Consider the following 23,090-nt stretch of genomic DNA (forward strand, 5'->3'; position numbering starts at 1 on the left):
CTATACTGTTTAAAGGGGGAGTCTTCATGAAGAGAGAAGAATTGTTAGCACCAGAGAGCTATAACATCGTATCTGAAATTGAAAAGTACGCAGATGGAACAAATAAGAGAGCATTAATTTACGTTGACTCTGAAGGAAATCAAAAACACTATACATATGACGAGTTAATGGAAGACGCAAATCGTGCTGCTTCTGTTTATGAAGCGAATGGGTTGAAAAAGGGAGACATCCTATTAGTGATGGTTCCAAGGTTAATTGAAGCGTATGTTGCCTATATTGGAGCTTTAAAAGCAGGAATTGCGGTCATTCCTTCATCAGAAATGTTACGCGCATCAGACATTGAATATCGGCTAGAACATAGTGGAGCCAAAGCGATTGTTGCGTATGAAGCCTTTACAAGTCAATTGAGTGAAGTGCGTGGCATCGAAGACGTCACTTTGTTTGTAGTAGGAAAAGCAAAAGAAGGTGGCATTTCTTTAACGGAAGAAATGAAAAATGTATCAGCTCAATATGAGGCAGCACCAACAAAAGCCAGTGATATGGCTTTCTTATCTTATACATCTGGAACAACAGGTAAGCCAAAAGGCGTTGTGCATACACACGGATGGGGATACGCTCACCTTAGAACGACTGGTGAAAACTGGCTTGGTATTCAAGAGGGAGATATGGTGTGGGCTACAGCGGCGCCAGGTTGGCAAAAGTGGATTTGGACACCTTTTCTTGCTGTTTTAGGAAGTGGTGCCACAGGACTCGTTTACAATGGGAAGTTTGACGTGAAAACTTACATGGATATGATTACGAAACATCAAGTGAGTGTTTTGTGTTGTACCCCTACAGAATACCGATTTATGGCGAAAGCAGAAGACCTGAGCAGTTATGATTTGTCCTCATTGCGCAGTGCCGTATCTGCAGGGGAGCCGTTGAACAAAGAGGTTATCGATATATTTGAAAACGTATTTTCTCTTCAAGTGAGAGATGGTTATGGTCAAACCGAAAACACATTATTAGTAGGAACCATGGTAGGAATGGATGCAAGACCAGGATCTATGGGGAAACCGACGCCAGGAAATCGTGTGGAAATCGTTAATGATGATGGTGAACTTGCTCAAGTGGGAGAAGTTGGAGATATCGCTGTTCACGTTTCTACTCCCGCGTTGTTCAAAGAGTACCTACTAGATCCAGAACGTACCTCCATGCAGTTCCGAGGTGATTATTACATTACAGGTGATCGGGCTAAGAAAGATGAGGACGGATATTTCTGGTTTGAAGGCCGCGGAGATGACATTATTATTAGTTCTGGTTATACAATAGGACCATTTGAAGTCGAGGATGCCCTTACGAATCATCCTGCTGTTAAGGAATGTGCTGTCATCGGAAGTCCAGATGAGGTTCGGGGAACTGTCGTCAAAGCTTTCGTCGTCCTAAGGGATACCTCTCAAAAAGACGATAATGCACTTGTGAAGGAACTGCAAGATCATGTAAAACAACTTACTGCACCATACAAGTATCCCCGGAAAATTGAATTTGTCGATGAACTGCCGAAGACTGCATCAGGGAAAATCATGCGTGTCCAGCTTCGAAAACAAGAGACAATGTAATAATCAGGACTGGGATTTTAGTGATCTCAGTCCTTTTCTTTGCTAAAGACTTTACCTTGCTAACATGCCCCCGTATAATTGAGAGATATTTCGTGCAGCTAAATGCTGACAAAAGGGGTGAAACAATTGCAAACTCAACAACAGGGAGCACTTTGGGTGTTCACTGCATATGTATTGTGGGGATTCATGCCGATTTACTGGAAAAGTCTTCACCACGTGAGTAGCGGAGAAATTTTAGTGAACCGAATCATCTGGGCATTCCTCTTAACCGTTCTTGCAATCCTAATTATGGGCCAAGGTAAAAAGTTAATTGTTGACTTTCAAGCACTTTGGAAGACACAAAAGCAATTTTGGAGTCTTTGTGCCGCTTCGTTTCTCGTTACAATCAATTGGTTTACGTATATTTGGTCAGTAAATCATGATTTTATCGTGCAAGCGAGCCTTGGTTATTACATAAATCCGTTAGTTTCAGTGTTGTTAGGAATTATATTCTTAAAAGAGGCGTTGAATCGCAACCAAAAGGCGGCTTTCGTACTGGCGGCAGTGGGAGTAACGATTCTGACTATCCATTATGGTGTTTTCCCGTGGATTTCATTTGTACTGGCGTTCACATTCGCTTTGTACGGCCTTATTAAAAAACATATTAAATTAGATGCAACGAGAGGACTTGCAATTGAAACGGCATTCTCAGTACCTGTTGCACTTCTTGCTTATGGCTGGATTTTTTCAAGTGGAGATGCTGTTATAATGGATACAGATCCGTTGACGGTTGTCTTGCTCATTATAACAGGCATTGCAACAGCTTTACCGTTAGTATTTTTTGCGAAGGGTGTACCTTCCATACCGCTCTACGTCACGGGTTTCCTTCAATATATCGCTCCGACGATGATGCTTATCATCGGAGTTGCTATTTACGGAGAATCGTTTGGTAAGTTTGAATGGCTCAGTTTTGCATTCATATGGATAGCACTATTAGTGTTCACAGTACCTGAAATACTTCGTTATGTAAGAAACAAACGAGCGCTGATTCGTCTGCAAAAACAGGAATCTTCACACCAATCTTAAATTGGATGAAACATTCTGTATGGTGGAACGTACACGTAGTATGAACTAAAGGAGGAATTTGAAATGTCAACGAAACGATGGATTGCACTAATTTCGGCTGCAGCTTTAGTCGTTGTTTCAATCGGAGTTAACTCGCTATCGTACATATTCACTAGAGATTTTAACGCTCTTTTTGAAGATAGCTTTGCAATGGCAGGAGCGACATACGAGGAAACGGTACTAGACCAAGGTGATTCAAATGAACGCATTGCGATATTAGACGTAAGTGGAGTGATTCAAGACACTGGACCTGCATCGCCGTTTGCTGCAGCAGGATACAATCACCAAAGTCTCTTGAATCAGTTAGCTGATATTCAGGAAGATCAGACAATAAAAGGAATTGTTTTGCACGTAGACTCTCCAGGTGGAGGAGTAGTGGAGTCATCTGATATTTATGATGAAATCGTCGCGATCCAGAAAAATCGAGACATTCCAATCTACGTATCGATGGGGTCAATGGCAGCTTCTGGAGGCTATTACATTTCAGCCCCTGCTGATAAAATCTTTGTTCACCCAGAGACTATTACAGGTTCAATTGGTGTGATTATGGAAAGTTTGAATTATGCGGAGCTTGCTGACAAAATCGGTATTGACTTCAACACGATCAAAACAGGGCCCTACAAAGATATGATGAGTCCTAACCGTGAAATGACAAAAGCAGAACGGGATATGCTACAAGAAATGATCAACGATTCCTATGAGCGGTTTGTGGGTATCGTAGCAGATGGACGCGATATGTCAGTTGCAGATGTCAAAAAAGTAGCAGATGGAAGAATTATGAATGGCCGTCAAGCAATTGAGTCAGGTCTTGCAGATGACTATGGGAAATTACCGGATGTCGTAGATGCATTAATCACAGAAAAAGGGTTTAAAAACCCTACTGTATTTGAATATACTCCTGCAGATAGCTTTTCATCTTTATTCGGAACGAGTGTCTCTGGATTGTTTAAGAAAAATGCGGAAACAGAGTTGATCCAAAAACTTCTGACTGACTATCAAGCACCGCGCATGATGTATTTGTATGGTGAACGTTAAGGGGAGGTGTTGACACAATGTCTGAACAAATGGAACAGCCGGTAGAGGAAGTTAAAGAAACTCAAGTTCAAGAAGAACCGATAGAACAGCGATCCTTAGTGACGCAAAAACAAGAATTCATAAAGAAACCAGCGGGGTTTTGGATTCGTTTTTGGGCGTATCTGATTGATATCATTATTGTTGGTGCAATCAGCGGTTTGTTAGTAAAACCAATCTTTCGGGTTGTCGACTACCCGATAAAGGATCCGATTTTTTTGTTATACAGCCCATACAAACTCATTTTACTAGTATTATTTCTTGCGTACTTCTTGCTCATGACAAAGTATTTCAGTCAAACAGCAGGGAAAATGATTATGGGAATCCGAGTCGTCAAAAAATCTGGAGAGCCGCTTGGTTGGGGAACACTTCTGTTCCGTGAAGTCATCGGCCGTTATATTTCAAAAACGTTGCTGATTCCGTATTTACTTGTTATCTTCATGCCCCGTAAAGAAGCGTTGCATGACTTGTTTGCGGATACAGAAGTCGTTCACGAGCAAATTTATGAGAAATTGAATACAGCTAAAACCGTACACGTAGATGAGAGTCGCCAGTTGCAAGGCGATCAGTCTATCTAGTAAGATAGATGGATACTGAAAGGAGAATCTTAATGACTTCAATTACATTCAAGAATAATCCTGTTACATTGGTCGGAAAACAATTGAAAGCGGGCGACAAAGCTCCAAACTTCACAGTATTAGCGAATGATCTTCAACCTGTGTCGCTTGATGATTCAAAAGGGAAGATTCGTTTAATTAGCGTTGTTCCTTCAATTGATACGGGTGTGTGTTCTAAACAAACACATAGATTCAATGAAGAAGCTGGAAAGTTTGGAGACACTGTGGAAGTAATGACGATTTCCGTTGACCTTCCATTCGCTCAAGCACGCTATCGTTCTACGGAAGAAATCGGGAATATCCAAATTCTATCGGATCACCGAGAACTTTCATTTGGAGAGGCATATGGAGTGGCTATACAAGAACTTCGTCTGCTTGCTCGTTCGATTTTTGTTATTGATAAAGATGACACAATTACTTACTCAGAATACGTGAGTGAAGTAACCGATCACCCGGACTACCAAGAGGCTTTGGAAGCTGTTGAGAAATTGAAGGCGTGATTGTAAGGTAGCTGTAGCCTGCAGAAAACCCATCCGGCTGTCGGATGGGTTTTTCATGGCGGCTGTTGAGTAGGTTGATGGATCGAAAAGAAGGAAGTAGAGGGATTAGGATGAAAACAAATACAGAACAGATATTTACTTATTTAGATGAGGCAGCTAGTAAAGATGAGTCGCTTTACTTAGAGCAGCTCATCGTAGCTTGTCAAAATTGGACAGAAGGGACGGCTAGTCCTGAAATGCAAGGGGATGTCACCAAAGAGGAAATCCGACGTGGATTGCAACTTGCAATTTTAAAAGGTATGAGACAAAACGTGCAGGCTCACCATCAGATGACTCCAGATGCGATAGGGATGCTAATTGCGCGTATATCGAGTTTCCTACTACCGCAAAAAGAAATGGTGCAATTGCTAGATCCAGCAGCGGGTACCGGTAATTTACTGCTAACCGTAATGAACTCACTGGAAGTGCCAGCTTCTTCAGTCGCTGTGGAAATCGATGAGTTATTAGCGAGATTGATCGTAGCAGGTGCTGATCTTATGGAACAAACCATTCGCATTTATGTACAAGATGCACTGCGACCATTACTTGTCGATCCAGTTGACTTAGCGGTATGTGATTTACCCGTCGGTTATTATCCGGATGATGAAAACGCATTGAATTTTGAAATGATGCCTGCTGATGGACATGCTTACGCTCATCATTTATTCATTGAACAAACGATTCATCATCTAAAGCCAGAAGGATACGGCATATTCATTGTTCCATCTTCGTTATTCGAGTCTGCTCAAGCGGGTGAATTGCACACGTATTTGAAAAAGCACACGATTATTCGTGGGATTTTACAATTGCCACAAACACTTTTCAAAAATGCTGCTCAGTCAAAAAGTTTACTGATTTTGCAAAAACCATCAGAACGAGCGATGCCAACACCAGATGTATTACTCGCTACCGTTCCAGATATGACTGACAAGCAAGCGATGATTTCTTTCTTCAACAAGATGGAAGATTGGGCAAAAGAAAGTACGAAGTAAGTAAAAAGCGTCCTTCTCATGATGAGAAGGACGCTTTTTCTTTTGATTATTCGCCTTCGGAAGTACGGACTACGAGTACATCACATTTTGCAGAACGAACAATGTTCTCTGATACACTACCGATTAGGAAGCGTTCTACTGGGTTTAATCCTGTCGCGCCACAAATGATCAGATCCGCTTCGATTTTTTTAGGGATCTCTCTAGGGATCATTGTTTTAGGTGAACCATATTCCACAATAACATTCACGTGAGTCAATCCAGCAGCTGCTGCCTGCTCTTTGTATCCTTCAAGCAACTCTACAGCAAAAGATTGAGCGCGCTCAGCAATTGAACGGTCATACGCCTCTACAGCGGAGTACGAACGTGTGTCGATTATGTTGACGAGGTTCAGGTTCGCGTCGTTACGTTTAGCAATTTCTACTGCTTTTTTAAACGCCCATTCCGACTCTTTTGATCCATCTACCGCGACAATGATTTGGTTATAAATTAATGACATCGTTACCACACTCCTACATTTAAATTATACTTCTATAGGTACTATACGACATATCTCTTAATAATTCCTGCTTAATCATCAAAAATCGGGGAATTAAAAATATTTGTTTATCGATGCAAAAAGTACGGCAAAATAGGGTGCTATCTGCTACACTTATTGAGAAAAGGTTTGAACGGTACATACTGGACAGCCGGACACATTCATTGAGGAGGAACTAACTATGCGTATTGGAGTACCTAAAGAGATAAAAAACAACGAAAATCGTGTCGCAATGACACCAGCTGGAGTATTCAACTTGAAATCAGCGGGACACGAGGTGCTTATCGAAACACTAGCAGGAATTGGCTCTAATTTTACTGATGAAGAATATCGTGAAGCTGGAGCGGAAATTGTTGCAACTGCAGCTGAAGCGTGGGCAGCAGAAATGGTCATGAAGGTAAAAGAGCCAGTTTCTTCAGAGTATGGTTACTTCCGTGAAGGTCTCATTTTGTTCACGTATTTACATCTTGCTTCCGAAGTAGAGTTAACTAAGGCATTGCTCGACAATAAAGTGATCGGGATTGCATACGAGACGGTTCAATTACCAAATCGTTCGTTGCCACTACTCGCACCGATGAGTGAAGTAGCTGGACGTATGGCAACTCAAATAGGAGCTCAGTACTTGGAGAAGATGGAAGGCGGTAAAGGAATTCTATTATCAGGCGTTCCGGGTGTTCAACGTGGAAACGTGACCGTTATTGGTGGAGGACAAGCTGGAACGAATGCAGCCCGCATTGCGATTGGTATGGGTGCTCGTGTCACTGTTCTTGATCTTTCAGTAGAACGACTTCGTCAGCTAGATGAGTTGTTTGGCAATGATGTTCAAACATTGGTGTCGAATCCATTTAATATTGCAACGTCTGTTAAAGATGCTGATCTAGTAATAGGTTGTGTGCTTATTCCTGGAGCTCGTGCGCCTAAACTTGTAAGCGAAGAGATGGTTAAATCGATGTCACCAGGTTCTGTACTTGTGGATATTGCGATTGACCAAGGTGGAATCTTTGAAACTTCCGATCGCATTACAACGCACGACGATCCGACATATGAAAAATTTGGTGTGGTACACTACGCAGTTGCAAATATGCCAGGTGCAGTCCCACGTACATCTACAATGGCACTTACAAACGTGACGGTTCCTTACGCACTACAAATTGCTAACAAAGGATACAAGCAGGCTTGCTTGGACAACGACGCGTTGCTAAAAGGGGTTAACACTCTAGAAGGTTACTTGACGTATCAAGCAGTTTCAGATGCGCAGGCAATTGAATATGTATCTGCTCAATCTCTGTTGAGTCGATAAGAATACTATAAACAAAGAAGCAGAGGCTGTAAGTTTGAGGTCGCTGAAAAAGTCCGTTAATATTTGATTATTCGTGGGAGACTGTTGATTTGCGCTCCAGGCGGACGCTTTCCGAGGGGCTTGATTTCAGCCTCCTCGTCGCTTTGCTTCTGCGGGGTCTTCAATCTTCGCTGATCCCTCCGGAGTCGCCGCCTTCCGCTCCAATCAACGGGTGTGTCAATCATCCATAAATGTGGGGTCAGTATTTCATATTAAAAAATAAAGAGCTCATTATCCGTGAAACGGATGATGGGCTCTTTGACCTTGTTGTATAATAAATGCATTACATTAAGGTGATATCTCAATCATTTCTTATCAAGTAACCTTACAACTCAGTTCCTAGATGGCAACCTATGATCATGTTATCAACAAAAGTCACCTATAGTATTTCAAACGGAGAAATCGAAAAGTGTATAAATAGCAGTTTATCATATCGATGATACAAAAGTTCCTGCAAATATTATCTTTGAAAAGATGTGGGGTGAACTAGACTTTTGCCGAGAAGTCATTTTTGTCATTGAAAAGGAAGTTAAGTAAGAAAAACTAGAGGAAAGGCACCCATTCATTCAGGTTTGAACGAAAGGGTGCCTTTTTGTTAGGACATACAAGTTGTTAGCTAGAAAACCATGAGTTTTTCAGCAGTCTAGTAAGTTAAGCCTCTGCTTCTTCTATTTACTTAATAATCTTAAGTTCTTTCGGGAACTTCGTTAACACTTCAATACCATCTGCTGTTACGACGACGTCATCTTCAATACGAACGCCAGTAATTGCTGAGTTGTAGATGCCTGGTTCAATTGTGAAAACCATTCCTTCTTCAAGTTGGAAGTCGTTAGCGCCGTGGATCGAAGGGAATTCGTGAACAGAAATACCAAGGCCATGTCCTAGACGGTGAGTGAAGTACTCTCCATACCCGGCTTTAGTAATCACTTCACGTGCAGCTTTATCAAGGTCACTTGCACGAACTCCTGGTTTTACTAGATCGATTGCTGCCTGATTCGCAAAACGTACTGCTTCGTAAATACTCAACTGTTCAGCAGACGGTTCACCAAACGAAACCGTTCTAGTAATATCTGAACAATACCCTTTATGAACAACTCCAAGATCCATTAACACAAAATCACCTTGCTGGATTTTACGTTCTCCCGGAGTACCATGTGGAGATGCGGTTTTCGGACCTGATAAAACCGTCGTATCGAACGACATCTTCTGGACGCCTTTTTTCTTCAACGCAAACTCAATTGCTGTTTGAAGTTCCAATTCAGTGACACCTTCAGCAATATTCTCACACGCCACTTCAATCGCGTAGTCTGCTAATTTTGCAGCTTCACGTAGTAGTTGGAGTTCTGATGCGTCCTTATGGCTCCGCATTGTATTTAATTGTTCATCCAAGCGGGAAAATTGAGCTGATGGGAAGAGTTCTTCCATACGTTCCAAACGTTCGACGGTAAGATGTGATTTCTCAATTGCAATCGTATTAAGTTCGCTCACCTTGCGTTTTACTTCAGCTTGTACAAACTCCCAAGCGTCATCTGTGTCTTCGTAACCGACCGTGCCAAAAGTCCAGCCTGCAGACTTCACATCAGGAACTTCCATGAGTGGGCAGACGATGAAAGGTTCTGCGTCTTTAAAGATCATCACACCAAGAAGCCTTTCGTGGGGGTCGCTGCTAAAGCCTGATACGTAAAATACGTTATCAGGTGTCGTTACGAATGCCGCTTCTACGTTGTTGTCCTGTAGATACTGTTGAATCGTTTTAAGTTTTGTCATGACTATTCCTCCTTAATTCACTTAACTATCATACCAAAAAAAGAGGGTTTACATATGGTTTCACGAATTGATAAAAAGGATAGAACAATAAGTGGAGGTGACGAATTCAATGGAAGTTTCATATCATGGACACTCAATTGTTAAGATTAAAACAGGCGACAAGGTAATTTTGATAGATCCTTATATTACAGGAAATGATTTAACGGATTTAGTCGTGGCGAACGAAAAACCAGACGTCATCTTGTTGACGCATGGACACAATGATCATGTAGGCGACACGATTGAGATTGCAAAAGCGAGTGGGGCATTAGTTGTAGCGCCGAACGAACTTGCGGTATGGCTCGGGTGGCAAGGTCTAGAAACCCACGGCATGAATATCGGAGGAGCTTGTGAATTCGATTTTGGAACAGTGAAGTTTACGAAAGCGTTTCATAGCTCATCCTATACAACAGATGACCAACAGCTGATTTATATGGGAATGCCTGCAGGAATCCTGTTTATGGCAGAAGGAAAAACGATATACCACGCAGGGGACACATCTCTATTTGGAGATATGGAGCTAATTGGCAAGCGTCATGACATCGATATCGCATTTTTACCAATAGGTGATAACTTTACGATGGGACCTGAAGATGCTGCATATGCGGTTGAACTTCTCTCACCGAAGCTGACCGTGCCAGTACATTACAATACATTTCCACCAATCGTTCAAGATCCTGAAGACTTTAAAAAACTTGTGAAAGACTATGAAGTTCTTGTGATGGAAGCGGGAGATGTGACCCGGATTTGAGTCAACTGGGCTGGCAGAGATAAATCTCTTTCAGCTCGGTTATTTTTTATGGATTTATGGTAAACTGAAGAAAGGCATACATAGAAAAAGGTGAATGCAATGTCGACAAAGCATGAACAGATTTTGCGCCACATTGAAGAGCTCGCTGTTGGTGAGAAAATTTCAGTACGGCAAATTGCAAGAGCGCTCACAGTAAGTGAAGGAACAGCTTACCGAGCGATTAAGGAAGCGGAAAATAACAAACTTGTTAATACAATCGAGCGTGTCGGTACAGTACGCATCGAAAAGAAGAAAAAAGAGAATATTGAGCGACTGACGTTTGCTGAAGTTGTGAATATTGTGGATGGAAGTGTACTAGGTGGTAGCGGAGGCTTGCATAAAACTCTGACTAAATTCCTGATTGGTGCGATGCAACTGGATGATATACGTCGTTATATTGACGCAGGAAGCTTGCTCATTGTGGGAAATCGACAAAAAGCACACCAATTAGCAATAAGCGAAGGGGCTGCGGTTCTTGTAACAGGTGGTTTTGATACGACGGAAGAAGTGAAAGAGCTTGCTAATTCACTCGATTTGCCGGTCATCACGACAAGTTATGACTCGTTTACCGTTGCAACCATGCTGAATCGTGCGATATCTGACCAGATGATTGAGAAGGATATCCTTCTCGTAGAAGATATCCAGCACCCACTTTCAAATACTTCTACGTTGTTCATTCAAGAGACGGTTGGTCAATTTAACGAATTGAGCCAAAGAACTTCCCACTCTGCGTTTCCGGTCATTGAGCGGAATGGAAAAGTAGTAGGAATGGTCACGTCTAAAGATGTCGTCGGAAAACAGGAATCCGAACCGCTTGGAAAGGTCATGACAGCCTCGCCGATTACAGCGACGGGAAAGATGAGCGTTGCTTCAGCTGGCCACATTATGGTTTGGGAAGGAATCGATTTGCTCCCTGTAGTAACGGAAACAGGCCTGTTGGATGGAGTCATTAGCCGACAAGATGTTCTGAAAGCTTTTCAATTGGCGCAACGGCAGCCACAGCAAGGTCAAACCATCGATGATATTGTGAAAAATCAAATGCACTCTGATACAGAAAATCCTCAAAACGTAATTTTTGAAGTGGTTCCACAGATGACCAATCAGCTTGGCTCCTTGTCTTATGGTGCACTAACTACGTTGCTAGCGGAAACAGGTAACCGTGCCATCAAGCTCTATAAGCGCGGGGAAAGTGTTCCTGAGAATTTATCGATCTACTTTATGAGACATGTCCAGCTTGGGAGTAAGGTAACGGTTGAACCCGAAATTTTGCATATGAGTCGGCGGGTCGTGAAGATGGAAATTTCGTTGTATGCAGAAGGTGAAATGATCGGCAAATCGCTGGTCACTTATCAGTTGTTGGAGCGATAAAAAAAACGCTGATGCATGGGCATCAGCGCTTGTTCAATTCTGTTTCTTCGTCAACGAATTGGTTGTAATACCGAACAGCTTTCCAGTTAAAGATGGACACATAGCCTCCAAGTACGATGAAGATTCCAGAGATCACGTAAGTCGTAACCCCTCCAAATAGCAACAGCTGATTAATTCCGAAAAAGACTAGCAGGAGTCCTAAAAACATTCCTGCTTTCGATGAAAACATCTTTTTTCGAATCGGGAATACCTGGCTTGTCCGGAACTGTCGAGTTTTAAAGTAAAAATAGAATACTGCCGAAGCAATAATAAAGAATACAAGTACAAAATTTAAAGTCTTCAAAGCATAGCCCTCCAAAAGAATCCAGCACTCCTTCTATTGTAGCGGCTTTACAACTCAAATGCGACCGTAATTCTTTAAATAACGGAGGAATTGAAAAATGAAAAGACAAATCATTGACACAATTGAACAGTATTCCACCATTATTATTCATAGGCACGTCCGTCCCGATCCGGATGCATTTGGGTCGCAGGTAGGTTTAAAGAAACTAATACAAGCAAATTATCCGGACAAAAATGTCTACGCGACAGGAAGTGATGATGGCCAGTTGTCATTTCTGGCTGGACAAGATCCTGTTTCCGATGACATGTATGAAGGTGCATTAGTCATTGTGACAGATACAGCAAACACAGAACGTGTAGATGGACAAGCCTACAAAAAAGGGAGCTTTTTAGCGAAGATCGACCATCATCCCAATGTGGATCCATATGGAGATGTTTTATGGATTGATACAGATGCGAGTTCTTGCTCGGAAATGATTTATGAATTATTTGCCGAAGGAAGAGACGTTAAAGGATGGCAGCTTCCAGATGAATCTGCTAGACTCCTATTTGCTGGAATTGTCGGTGATACAGGGAGATTCATGTATCCAAGTGCGACAGGTAAAACGTTTGAAATTGCTAGCGAATTGATCAAATACAACTTTGACCGTCAGCAAATCTTTGCAGGGATGTACGAGGTAGAACGAAATCTGCTTCACTTGCAAGGGTACGTCTACCAAAACTTCACGATAGATGAAAATGGAGCAGCTTATATTAAACTCAAAAAAACAATCTTGGATGAATTTGATGTGAAAGCAGAAGAAACTTCTTCACTCGTAAGTTCACTTGGTGATGTAAAAGGCATCTCTGCCTGGTTAATATTTGTCGAAGAAGCGGACCAGATTCGTGTTCGATTGCGTTCTAAAGGAATTGTGATCAATGGTTTGGCTGCTGAATATGGGGGTGGCGGACATCCGCTTGCTGCAGGTGCCTCTGTAAGGACTTGGGAAGAAGCCGATGAAGTGATTCAGAAAGTACAAAAGTTATGTGCGTGTAACTAGTGAATGGAGGGATAGACAATGAAGCTTGTTTATCCGCAAATTATTACGGGAGCCGATTTACTTAACGGCATTATAAAGCTTGACAGATTGGCTCCTCTTCTGCAAAGAAGAGGGGCTGTTTCGGCTGCTATTGTGAATTCGACTCTTTCAGGTATCCGATCGTTTTGGAAAGTGATGACAAAGTATGGCATTCATCCAGTCATCGGACTTTCTGTGAAGATTGAACTGTCGACTGGAGAAACGCCAATATGTTACATCTATGCCAAAAATGAAGTAGGCTTTCGTCAGTTGTTAAAGATTAGCAGTGCTGCTGCAACACGAGATCCTGAAAACTTACCAGAAAAATGGTTGAAATCCTATACTGCGAACTGCGCCGTTATCTTCCCGCTTACAGACCCCTCTTGGAACGAAATCCGAACTGAAGAAACGATTCAACGATTGAAAATGCACTGCTCGACTGAAGACATCTATATAGGGGTTTCACGACCGGCTGGAGCGATACATTCTGAAGAACCAGTGATTGAACAACTTGCGGCTTCAGAAGGACTTGCCATCGTTGCAAGTCATGAAGCAAGATTTATTAATCCTGAAGATGCATTCAGTTTCGAGACAGCTCAAGCGATTCGAGATGGATACAAACTGAATGATCCAGCTCGTCCTGAAAATCTATACATAGACGCTTACGTTCCTGAGCAACAAGAGTTGGAACAATGGTTTGTAGGTAAAGAGCAATGGCTTGAGAAGGCGGCAGACATGCTATTAGCTTGCGATGTCCAGTTGCCAGAAAAGCATTTACTCATGCCGGAATTTCCAGTTGGTGAGAAGATGACGGCAGCACAACTGCTTGAAATCCATTGTAGAAAAGGGTTGCAAAAACGGTTTGATCAGATTTCCAGTGCATACGAGGAACGACTGCGGTACGAATTGGATGTCATCGTAGAAATGGGATATCAAGATTATTTCTTAATCGTAGAAGACTTCATTGCCTATGCAAAACAAAAGGATATTGAAGTTGGGCCAGGACGAGGGTCCTCTGCGGGATCACTCGTTGCATTTTCTCTTGGGATTACTGCTGTAGACCCCTTGAAATATGGGCTGATCTTTGAACGGTTTTTAAATAAAAGCAGAGTGACGATGCCGGATATTGACGTCGATTTTGCTGATACACGGAGAATGGAAGTTGTAGAGTATGTTGCACAAAAATACGGGAAAGCGCATGTCGCCCAAATTATAACGTTCGGTACGTTATCTGCTAAATCCGTTGCACGCAATACAGCGAGGGTATTTGGATTTTCGAACGAAGATATGACGTCCCTTTCTAAAATGTTATCTGATGCTCCAGGGAAAACTCTTCAAGAGAAAGTGAGCCAATCATCACAGCTGCAAACATGGATTGAACAAGATGAGGTGCGTACTCGTTGGTATACGGTATCTCTCGCCTTAGAGGGGTTACCTAGAAATGCATCTACACACGCTGCAGGGGTCATACTTTCGCCAACTCCGCTTGTTGAAACTGTTCCGTTACAAAGTGGAGGAGATTCCATCTATTTAACGCAGTGGGCTATGAATGACTCGGAAGAAGCAGGGCTTCTGAAAATGGACTTTCTCGGCTTGCGTAATCTGACATTGCTTGACAGGATACGTAAAATGATTCGATTTGAAACAGGGGAGGACCTATCACTAGATACAATCCCGCTTCATGATAACCGGACATTGGAGTTGTTCCGAAAAGGGGACATGTTAGGTGTTTTTCAGTTCGAATCACCTGGCATGCGTAAAGCGCTCCGTGACATTTCACCGGATGCTTTTGAAGATATCTATGCCATTAATGCCTTATACCGTCCTGGACCTATGGAAAACATCCCTCTTTATAGTAGAAGGAAGAAAGGGCTGGAGCCGATTCACTACATGCATCCCGCGCTAGAACCGATTTTGAAAGAGACGTATGGCATTATTGTTTACCAAGAACAGATTTTGCAGATCGCCGTTCAGATCGCAGGGTTTACTCTGGGGGAAGCGGATTTGTTACGACGGGCAATCAGTAAAAAGAAACGAGATGTGCTGATGCAAGAACGCGTCCATTTTACAGAAAGCGCACAGCGAAACGGTTTCCCTAAAAGTATTGCAGGTGATATTTACGAGCTAATTGTAAAATTTGCTGATTATGGATTCCCGAAGAGTCATGCGGTGGCCTACTCGTTGATTTCCTACCAACTCGCGTACTTGAAGGCGAACAAACCCGAATACTTTTATGCAGGATGCCTATCTGTGTTAGCTGGTTCTCCGGAGAAGACGATGGAAATTATGCGGGAAGTGAAAGCGAAGGGAATCCCTGTTCTTGGTCCGTCGATTACAAAAAGTAACTGGTCAGCGACAACTGAAAACGGATCTATCCGACTTGGATTGAGCGCAGTAAAAGGAATCAGTTATCCGTTTTATACAACTCTTAAACGAGCGCGACAGCAGGAAGTGACGCTGAAAACCCTGTTTGACTTATCTGTTGTACTCGAGGCTGAAAATTTCACCGAAAAAACAATTCCGCCTCTCGTGAAGTCAGGAGCGTTGGACGAATTCGGTCAAACACGTGAAGTACTGCTTGCAACAATAGAAGCTGCACGAAAACATGCGCTCTTTGTAAGACCGTCTTCTGATGAAACAGACTTGCTAGCAGGGATGATGAAAGGGATGGCCAGTCCAAAATATAGTCCAGGTGGGACGATGTCTGATATGCAACGACTTGACTATGAAAAAGAGACACTTGGATTCTACTTATCTGAACATCCGATTGCTTCTTTTAAAAAGCAACTTACTACACAATCGAATTCGATTGCAGACGCCCTTGAAAAGTCATCTGGAGCTAAGGTGGTACTGGCTGGGATGGTTTTGGACGTTAAGCGAATTCGAACAAAAAAAGGAGAAGCGATGGCGTTTCTCGAATTACAAGATGAGACTGGAGAGATTTCGTGTACGTTATTCCCTAAACAATATGCGGTCTGTAGCAGTGAGCTGAAAGAGCAGTCATTACTCGTATTTCAAGGTACGGTGGAAGTGAGAAATGGCAAGCCACAGCTAGTTGTTCAGGAGATTGTTACTTTCTAAACGAGTCTATGAAGGCAATCTTTTGAAGGATAGGGATGTAGATAACTCCATATTGGATTGAGAAGGATTTCCGGATATCACTTTACGACAGGCGTGCTTTTTTGTAAACTAATAAAGGATAGTGGTCTGACCACTTTAGAATGTAGCATAAAAAGGAGTTTGGACATGGAAAACTCTCGTCCATCATCGAAACGATTTCTGGATATTGTTTCGGATCTGCGTACAATCATAAAAGAAGAAGGTGCCGTCATTGGGGATAAATTACCTTCTGAACGTGTGCTTGCAGATCGGTTACAAGTTGGTAGATCCACAATTCGAGAAGCACTCCGAAGTCTTGAACTTCTTGGACTGATAGAAACAAGAAGAGGAGAGGGAACGTTTCTCGCGGACTATAAAAAGCATCAATTAGTGGAAATTCTTTCTACATTCATTATGCAAAATCCACAATCATTAAAGTCTGTGGATGATACACGGCGAATTCATGAAAAAGCGGCCATTGAATGTATTTCCAATGATCCTGAACTAAGAACACTCCCTGTATGGGAAAGCTTTTTAGGAAAACTAAAAGGAATAGACCTGATCATCAGGGAAGAGTTGTTGCAAGAGATCGTAGTGGTTTCAGGAAATCGCTTGTCGTTGAAAATATGGTTTTTATTGAAACAATATAGCCGCGTTCCGTATCATGAAGCAATGGCGGAGGACGAAAAAGAAATTGCAACGAATTTACTTAAAGAGATGATGAACGGTAATAGCCATCTAGCCATTATGTGGTATACGGACTGGCTTGACATTGTCATTGGTGAAAGAAGGGGCGAACACGAATGCTAAGGGACCTATTTACAAATGTGAAAAAACAGCAGGCAATCATGCCGAATGCGAAGTCTAAGAGCGATGTACCTGAAGGAATTATGACGAAATGTCCAGAATGTAAGCATGTTGAACCGACAAAAGAATTGGGTAAGCTACTTAAAGTGTGTCCTAAATGTGATTTCCATTTCAAAATGACTGCACAAGAACGGATTGATTCCTTAATGGATGAAGGAACGTTTGTGTCCATGGATGATCATCTCGCAACTGAAAATCCATTAGAGTTTCCTGCATACACAGCGAAAGTAAAAAAAGATGCGGAGAAAACAGGACTCAACGAAGCTGTGCTGACAGGTACTGGAAAGATTGACGGGAACGAAGTGGCAATCGCTGTCATGGACGCTCATTTCCGTATGGGCTCCATGGGATCAGTTGTAGGTGAAAAGATTACGAGAGCGGTCGAAAAAGCGACAGAGCTCGGAATTCCAATGCTTATCTTTTCTGCGAGTGGTGGTGCACGCATGCAAGAAGGCGTTCTGTCCCTTATGCAAATGGCAAAAACGAGTGTTGCATTAAACCGTCACTCAGAAAATGGACTTTTATATATCTCTATCATGACCTATCCAACTACGGGTGGGGTTTCGGCAAGTTTTGCTTCTGTAGGTGACATTAATCTTGCAGAGCCAAAGGCGCTTATTGGATTTGCGGGTCGCCGGGTAATTGAGCAAACTGTTCGTGAAAAGTTACCGGAAGACTTCCAAACGGCTGAATTTCTACTTGCACATGGTCAGTTGGATGCAGTCGTCCATCGTGTAGACTTGCAGGATATGCTTTCTCGCATCATCCGACTTCATACGAAGGGGGAGGCAGCACAATGAAAAAGACCATGTCATTTGAAGAGCCTATTATAAAATTACGAGAAAAAATTCAGGAACTAAAAGAGTTCACGGAGACGAACGAAGTAGACTTGTCCGATGAAATTCGGAACTTGAACGATCGCTTGATCAAGTTGGAAAACGATATATATGGCAACATGGAAACATGGGAACGTGTACAAGTGGCGCGTCATCCTGAGCGTCCAACGACCTATGACTACATTGGTGAGTTATTTGAAGATTTCATCGAACTTCATGGCGATCGTGCATTCGGTGATGATGCTGCGATAGTCGGAGGAATTGGTTCGTTTGATGGAGAACCAGTTACAATTATCGGTCATCAACGTGGTAAAGACACAAAAGAAAATGTAAAGCGTACATTCGGAATGCCGCATCCTGAAGGGTACCGAAAAGCATTGCGCTTGATGAAACAAGCTGAAAAATTCGGCAGACCAATCATTTGTATGATTGATACGAAAGGTGCCTATCCAGGGCGCGCAGCTGAAGAGCGCGGTCAAAGTGAAGCAATTGCTCGCAATCTTGTAGAGATGGCAAGTCTCACTGTTCCTGTTATTTCTATTGTTATTGGAGAAGGAGGAAGTGGTGGCGCACTAGCGTTAGGCGTAGCAAATCGTATTTATATGCTTGAGCACTCTACCTATTCTGTTATTTCCCCTGAAGGCGCAGCTTCGATTCTTTGGAAAGACTCTGCGTATTCTAAAGAAGCAGCAGAAGCGATGAAAATTACTGCACCGGATTTGTTAAAGATGGATATTATTGATGAAATCATTCCTGAAGTATTAGGTGGAGGACATCGTGATCCGAAACAACAAGCGAAAAATATGCGAACAGTTTTAACAAATGCTCTCAGCGAGTTGAGTAAGCTAGATGCTGATGGACTTGTTCAAGACCGTTATGATAAATTCAGGAAGATCGGTGTATTTTCTGAGTAATTTGTGTGATTCTACTTTGTTTTAAGGAGGGGTTACGGATGAAGAAAATCGCTGTATTAACAAGTGGAGGAGACGCGCCAGGTATGAATGCGGCTGTACGCGCTGTCGTCCGGAAAGCGATTTATGAAGGACTCGAAGTCGCAGGCGTTTACAATGGATACCAAGGATTGATCGACGGGAAAATTGAACTTTTACAACTTGGATCCGTAGGTGACATTATCCAACGCGGGGGCACAATGCTTCGATCAGCGCGTTGTCCGGAATTCACTACAATCGAAGGGCGTGAAAAAGCGCTCAAACAGTGCAAATTGAATGGAATTGAAGGCATTGTAGTAATTGGAGGAGACGGCTCGTTTAGAGGTGCATTAGAACTATCGAAACTCGGTATACCTTGTGCGTGTGTTCCAGCTACTATTGATAATGATATTAACGGAACTGACTTCACAATCGGTTTCGACACAGCATTGAACACAGTCATTGATGCAATCGACAAAATACGAGATACAGCAACATCTCATGAGCGGACCTTCATTGTAGAAGTGATGGGACGTAACGCAGGTGACTTGGCTCTTTGGGCAGGTCTTGCAGGTGGAGCAGAGACCATTCTCATCCCTGAAGAAAAGTATGATTTACCGGATATCCTTGAACGTCTGAGACGGGGAACGCATCGTGGCAAAAAGCACAGTATCATAATTGTCGCAGAAGGTGTAATGTCTGCATCCTTGCTTGCTGAGAAATTAAGTACAGAAGAAGGCATTGATACTCGCGTTTCCGTATTAGGCCATATTCAACGCGGTGGCTCTCCATCTGCTAGGGATCGAGTTATTGCTAGTCAATTTGGTGCACGCGCTGTGGAAGCACTGAAGAACGGTGGCAAAACAGTCGCGATTGGCATGAAAAATCATCAGGTCCTCGAATATGATTTAACACGTGTATTTGATGGGGATTCTGAATTTGAGAAAGATATGTATACGTTATCTAAAGAATTATCTATTTGATGGAAATCAGTGAAAAGGAAGTGGCCAGAACCAATGAGAAAAACTAAAATCGTTTGTACAATCGGTCCGGCAAGTGAATCACCAGAACGTCTTGAGCAGCTAATCGATGCGGGGATGAATGTGGCACGATTAAATTTCTCCCACGGAGATCATGACGAACATCTTCTTCGCATAAAAGCTATTCGCAAAGTAGCAGCTGCTAAACAGAAGACTGTCGGAATTTTACTAGATACTAAAGGACCGGAAATTCGAACGCATTCGATGGAAAACGGCCTAATCGAATTGACAGCTGGTCAAAAGATTGACGTATCTATGCAAGAAGTAGTTGGGACGAAAGAGCGATTCTCAATTACGTATGACCAACTGATTGACGATGTGGATAAAGACGATACGATTCTTCTGGATGATGGTCTTGTCATGTTGAAAGTACTAGGTAAGAGTAAAGCTGAAGGACTGATCCACACTGAAGTGATGAACTCCGGAGAGCTGAAGAATAAAAAAGGTGTCAACGTTCCTGGTGTTTCAGTTCAACTTCCGGGAATCACAGAAAAAGACAAAGAAGATATCCTATTCGGGATTGAACAAGAAGTCGATTTTGTCGCTGCATCATTTGTCCGCCGTGCGGAAGATGTATTGGAAATACGCGAACTGTTAGAAAAGAACAGTGGATCAAATATCCATATCATTCCTAAAATCGAAAACCAAGAGGGTGTCGATAATATTGATGCCATCATCGAAGTATCGGATGGTCTAATGGTTGCACGTGGAGATCTTGGTGTGGAAATTCCCCCAGAAGAGGTTCCAGTCATTCAAAAGCAACTTATTAAAAAATGTAATCAAGCAGGTAAGCCTGTTATCACAGCAACTCAGATGCTTGATTCCATGCAACGGAATCCTCGCCCAACTCGTGCAGAAGCGAGTGATGTTGCGAACGCAATCTTTGATGGAACCGATGCAATTATGCTGTCAGGTGAAACTGCGGCTGGTTTGTATCCTGTAGAATCAGTGGAAACAATGGTGCGGATTGCGAACAAGATAGAAGAGTCTTTCGATTATCGTTCCTTCATCTCTACACGTCGCAAAGAAAAGCACGGTAATTTGACGGATGCTATTGGACAAGCTGCTGCCTACACAGCGATTAACTTAAATGTGAATGCAGTGATTGCTCCTACTGAAAGCGGAACGACTGCTCGGATGATTTCTAAATATCGTCCTGGATGCCCGATTATTGCTGTAACATCGTCTGAACAAGTCGCACGTCGTCTTACACTCGTTTGGGGAGCGTATCCAATTGCAGGAAGACGTGTCAGTTCGATTGACTCGATTCTTGAAGAATCTGTTGAAGAAAGTGTCAAACATAAGTATGTCACACATGGTGATGTCGTTATTATCACGGCAGGAGTACCAGTTGGCGAAGCAGGTACAACGAATCTGATGAAGATCCATGTTATCGGAGATCTGCTAGCAAAAGGACAAGGTATCGGTAAATCTGTAGCGTATGGCCGAGCAATCGTTGCGCGTACCGCAGCAGAAGCGGAAGCGTTCGATGCAGAAGGTGCAATCCTCGTGACGAATTCAACAGACCGTGATATGCTACCAGTACTTGAAAAATGTGCTGGCCTCATTACAGAAGAGGGCGGACTTACAAGTCACGGAGCAATCGTCGGATTGAATTTAGGAATTCCGGTAATTGTCGGCGTGAAAAACGCAACCGAAATTATCAAGCATGACAAAGAAATCACCATGGACGCTGAAACTGGCGTTGTTTATAAAGGCCATGCTAAAGTTCTATAAACAAAAAACCGCTACCTAATTTTAGGATAGCGGTTTTTCTCAAAGAGGAGACATGAAAATGAAATGGTTACTGCTTCTATTTTTAGTCGTCCCTGCAAGTGAACTCACATTACTACTTGTAGCTGGAAACCATCTCGGTGTTATACCGACGCTCACCTTAATTGTCATTACTGGAATTGGCGGCGCCTATTTGGCGAAGCGACAAGGTTTTAGAGCGATTGTAGAATTTAGGGAACGAATGGCTGCAGGAGATCCTCCTGGACCGCCAATTATAGATGGGTTGTGTATTTTTGCAGGAGGTCTGCTGTTGCTAGTCCCAGGTTTCATCACAGATGTGATTGGTCTGCTATTACTTTTCAGTTGGCCGAGAAAAATGATTCGTCCCTTTATCATTCAACTAATTTACAAGAAGATGAAAAAAGGGACACTCATCATTCGATAAACTTCGGGTGATGTCTGATTTTCATCGCTGTGAACAAGAGGAAGGGTGTCAGTAAAATTCCTGGCAATCCGAACAAATAAAACGAACTGGCAGTGATGAGGAACGCATGGACGGGTTTTACTCGGAAAGTGGATGCCCACAAATAGGACTCTGCGATTTGGCGAGTCACAAGCGTAAGGATGTAGAGCAAAAGCAGTGCTGAGCCGAATACATAGTTTCCTGTATAAAAATAAAAAAGCATCATCGGTAGGAGAAACAACCCGATTCCCAAGAAGGGCAGACTGTCGGCAAGGGATATTACAAAGGCAGTTCCGATAGGTGATGAAAACGATAGGAAAAAGAAACCGATACACAACAGTAGAAATGTTAGACATACTAAACGAGCTTCAATGGAAATGAAATGACCGATGAGTTCTCCTGACTTCTTAAATAATCGATGTGCCTGACGCCGCATCGATGCTGGGAAGTAGACCAGGAACCAGAATCGGTCTTTTCCTGTTTCTCGTAGTGCAAAGAAAAAGGCGACCAGAAAGATAAAGAGAGTAAACACTTGTTGAAAGAGAACTCCTGTAAATGTGAATGTGTGTTCAACAAGAGTGTGACCTGCTGTAAGTACATTTTCTTTTAAAAATGTAATTGCAACACCTGACCAGTCCTGATTTCCGGTATAGGGTTCCAAATGACGCTCAGCAATCGGTAATGTGTCGATTAACCCTTGGATAGCCATGGTTGAAATCCCTACTACCAAACTGATGATAACGGACATGGCGACCAAAGTAGAAAGTGTCCTAGGTAAACGCAGGACTTGATTGGTGAAGTTCACAACAGGAGCTGCGAAATAGGCTAGAATGATTGCGATACCAGCTGGGGGAACTAGAAATATAAAGATTCCACCGATTACTCCAGGTAGGAACGGGACAATGTACTGTTTAAAAAAGGTTGTATTATTCCACTTTTTGATAGAAATTCACTCCGATTTAA

Annotated in this window: 21 protein-coding genes; 17 read left to right on the forward strand and 4 right to left on the reverse strand. The window is 42.6% G+C overall.

Annotated features, from left to right (window positions below):
* Positions 1–26: 26 nt before the first annotated feature.
* The 6 genes from mbcS to RL70_RS13645 all read left to right on the forward strand — a co-directional run bounded on the left by mbcS (position 27) and on the right by RL70_RS13645 (position 5,921).
* Complete coding sequence (mbcS, locus tag RL70_RS13620; RefSeq protein WP_039043947.1) at positions 27–1,598, forward strand: acyl-CoA synthetase MbcS; 1,572 nt, start codon at positions 27–29, stop codon at positions 1,596–1,598.
* Between the two features lie 126 nt (positions 1,599–1,724).
* Positions 1,725–2,663, forward strand: coding sequence for an EamA family transporter RarD (rarD, locus tag RL70_RS13625; RefSeq protein WP_231567278.1), 939 nt, complete (start codon positions 1,725–1,727; stop codon positions 2,661–2,663).
* Positions 2,664–2,726: 63 nt separating this feature from the next.
* Positions 2,727–3,737: a signal peptide peptidase SppA gene (gene sppA, locus RL70_RS13630; RefSeq protein WP_039043949.1), complete on the forward strand. Its 1,011-nt coding sequence runs from the start codon at positions 2,727–2,729 to the stop codon at positions 3,735–3,737.
* A gap of 17 nt (positions 3,738–3,754) precedes the next feature.
* Positions 3,755–4,351 (forward strand): RDD family protein, encoded by a 597-nt coding sequence (locus RL70_RS13635; protein WP_231567279.1) that lies wholly within the window; start codon positions 3,755–3,757, stop codon positions 4,349–4,351.
* A 32-nt stretch (positions 4,352–4,383) separates the two neighbouring features.
* A complete protein-coding gene (gene tpx, locus RL70_RS13640; RefSeq protein WP_039043950.1) occupies positions 4,384–4,890 on the forward strand; it encodes a thiol peroxidase in 507 nt (168 codons plus the stop codon).
* Positions 4,891–5,000: 110 nt separating this feature from the next.
* Positions 5,001–5,921, forward strand: coding sequence for a class I SAM-dependent methyltransferase (locus RL70_RS13645; protein WP_039043951.1), 921 nt, complete (start codon positions 5,001–5,003; stop codon positions 5,919–5,921).
* 46 nt (positions 5,922–5,967) lie between these two features.
* On the opposite strand, the gene RL70_RS13650 is transcribed toward RL70_RS13645, so the two are convergent.
* Positions 5,968–6,417 carry a universal stress protein gene (locus tag RL70_RS13650; protein ID WP_039043952.1) on the reverse strand — a complete coding sequence of 150 codons (450 nt, stop codon included), beginning with the start codon at positions 6,415–6,417 and terminating at the stop codon, positions 5,968–5,970.
* A gap of 220 nt (positions 6,418–6,637) precedes the next feature.
* On the opposite strand from RL70_RS13650, the gene ald reads away from it, so the two are divergent.
* Entirely contained in the window at positions 6,638–7,756 is a 1,119-nt protein-coding gene (gene ald / locus RL70_RS13655; RefSeq protein ID WP_039043953.1) for an alanine dehydrogenase, read from the forward strand.
* 711 nt (positions 7,757–8,467) lie between these two features.
* On the opposite strand, the gene RL70_RS13660 is transcribed toward ald, so the two are convergent.
* Positions 8,468–9,562, reverse strand: a complete 1,095-nt coding sequence (locus RL70_RS13660) for a Xaa-Pro peptidase family protein (protein ID WP_039043954.1) — start codon at positions 9,560–9,562, stop codon at positions 8,468–8,470.
* 109 nt (positions 9,563–9,671) lie between these two features.
* Between RL70_RS13660 and RL70_RS13665 the strand changes: the two genes are divergently transcribed.
* Together RL70_RS13665 and RL70_RS13670 are read left to right on the forward strand one after the other, a co-directional pair.
* Positions 9,672–10,352 carry a metal-dependent hydrolase gene (locus tag RL70_RS13665; RefSeq protein WP_039043955.1) on the forward strand — a complete coding sequence of 227 codons (681 nt, stop codon included), beginning with the start codon at positions 9,672–9,674 and terminating at the stop codon, positions 10,350–10,352.
* 99 nt (positions 10,353–10,451) lie between these two features.
* Positions 10,452–11,759, forward strand: a complete 1,308-nt coding sequence (locus tag RL70_RS13670) for a DRTGG domain-containing protein (RefSeq protein ID WP_039043956.1) — start codon at positions 10,452–10,454, stop codon at positions 11,757–11,759.
* A 22-nt stretch (positions 11,760–11,781) separates the two neighbouring features.
* Here RL70_RS13670 and RL70_RS13675 read toward each other — a convergent pair whose 3' ends face one another.
* Positions 11,782–12,102, reverse strand: coding sequence for a YtpI family protein (locus RL70_RS13675; protein ID WP_039043957.1), 321 nt, complete (start codon positions 12,100–12,102; stop codon positions 11,782–11,784).
* 97 nt (positions 12,103–12,199) lie between these two features.
* On the opposite strand from RL70_RS13675, the gene RL70_RS13680 reads away from it, so the two are divergent.
* The 8 genes from RL70_RS13680 to RL70_RS13715 all read left to right on the forward strand — a co-directional run bounded on the left by RL70_RS13680 (position 12,200) and on the right by RL70_RS13715 (position 22,109).
* Positions 12,200–13,141: a bifunctional oligoribonuclease/PAP phosphatase NrnA gene (locus RL70_RS13680; protein WP_039043958.1), complete on the forward strand. Its 942-nt coding sequence runs from the start codon at positions 12,200–12,202 to the stop codon at positions 13,139–13,141.
* 18 nt (positions 13,142–13,159) lie between these two features.
* The gene (locus RL70_RS13685) at positions 13,160–16,240 is read left to right on the forward strand and encodes a DNA polymerase III subunit alpha (protein ID WP_039043959.1); all 3,081 of its coding nucleotides are present in this window, start codon (positions 13,160–13,162) and stop codon (positions 16,238–16,240) included.
* A 165-nt stretch (positions 16,241–16,405) separates the two neighbouring features.
* On the forward strand, positions 16,406–17,068 hold the full coding sequence (locus RL70_RS13690; protein WP_039043960.1) for a FadR/GntR family transcriptional regulator: 663 nt from the start codon (positions 16,406–16,408) through the stop codon (positions 17,066–17,068).
* A complete protein-coding gene (gene accD, locus RL70_RS13695; protein WP_039043961.1) occupies positions 17,062–17,925 on the forward strand; it encodes an acetyl-CoA carboxylase, carboxyltransferase subunit beta in 864 nt (287 codons plus the stop codon). The genes RL70_RS13690 and accD overlap by 7 nt, the downstream gene beginning before the upstream one ends.
* The gene (locus RL70_RS13700) at positions 17,922–18,875 is read left to right on the forward strand and encodes an acetyl-CoA carboxylase carboxyltransferase subunit alpha (RefSeq protein ID WP_039043962.1); all 954 of its coding nucleotides are present in this window, start codon (positions 17,922–17,924) and stop codon (positions 18,873–18,875) included. The genes accD and RL70_RS13700 overlap by 4 nt, the downstream gene beginning before the upstream one ends.
* Positions 18,876–18,913: 38 nt before the next feature.
* A complete protein-coding gene (gene pfkA, locus RL70_RS13705) occupies positions 18,914–19,873 on the forward strand; it encodes a 6-phosphofructokinase (RefSeq protein ID WP_039043963.1) in 960 nt (319 codons plus the stop codon).
* 33 nt (positions 19,874–19,906) lie between these two features.
* Complete coding sequence (gene pyk / locus RL70_RS13710; RefSeq protein WP_039043964.1) at positions 19,907–21,667, forward strand: pyruvate kinase; 1,761 nt, start codon at positions 19,907–19,909, stop codon at positions 21,665–21,667.
* A gap of 58 nt (positions 21,668–21,725) precedes the next feature.
* The gene (locus tag RL70_RS13715; protein WP_039043965.1) at positions 21,726–22,109 is read left to right on the forward strand and encodes an FxsA family protein; all 384 of its coding nucleotides are present in this window, start codon (positions 21,726–21,728) and stop codon (positions 22,107–22,109) included.
* Here RL70_RS13715 and RL70_RS13720 read toward each other — a convergent pair.
* The gene (locus RL70_RS13720; RefSeq protein WP_082003422.1) at positions 22,099–23,076 is read right to left on the reverse strand and encodes an AI-2E family transporter; all 978 of its coding nucleotides are present in this window, start codon (positions 23,074–23,076) and stop codon (positions 22,099–22,101) included. The two genes, RL70_RS13715 and RL70_RS13720, sit on opposite strands and share 11 nt — an antisense overlap.
* Between the last annotated feature and the right edge of the window lie 14 nt (positions 23,077–23,090).

This window comes from Sporosarcina sp. ZBG7A, from assembly GCF_000813425.1.
Lineage (GTDB): Bacteria > Bacillota > Bacilli > Bacillales_A > Planococcaceae > Sporosarcina.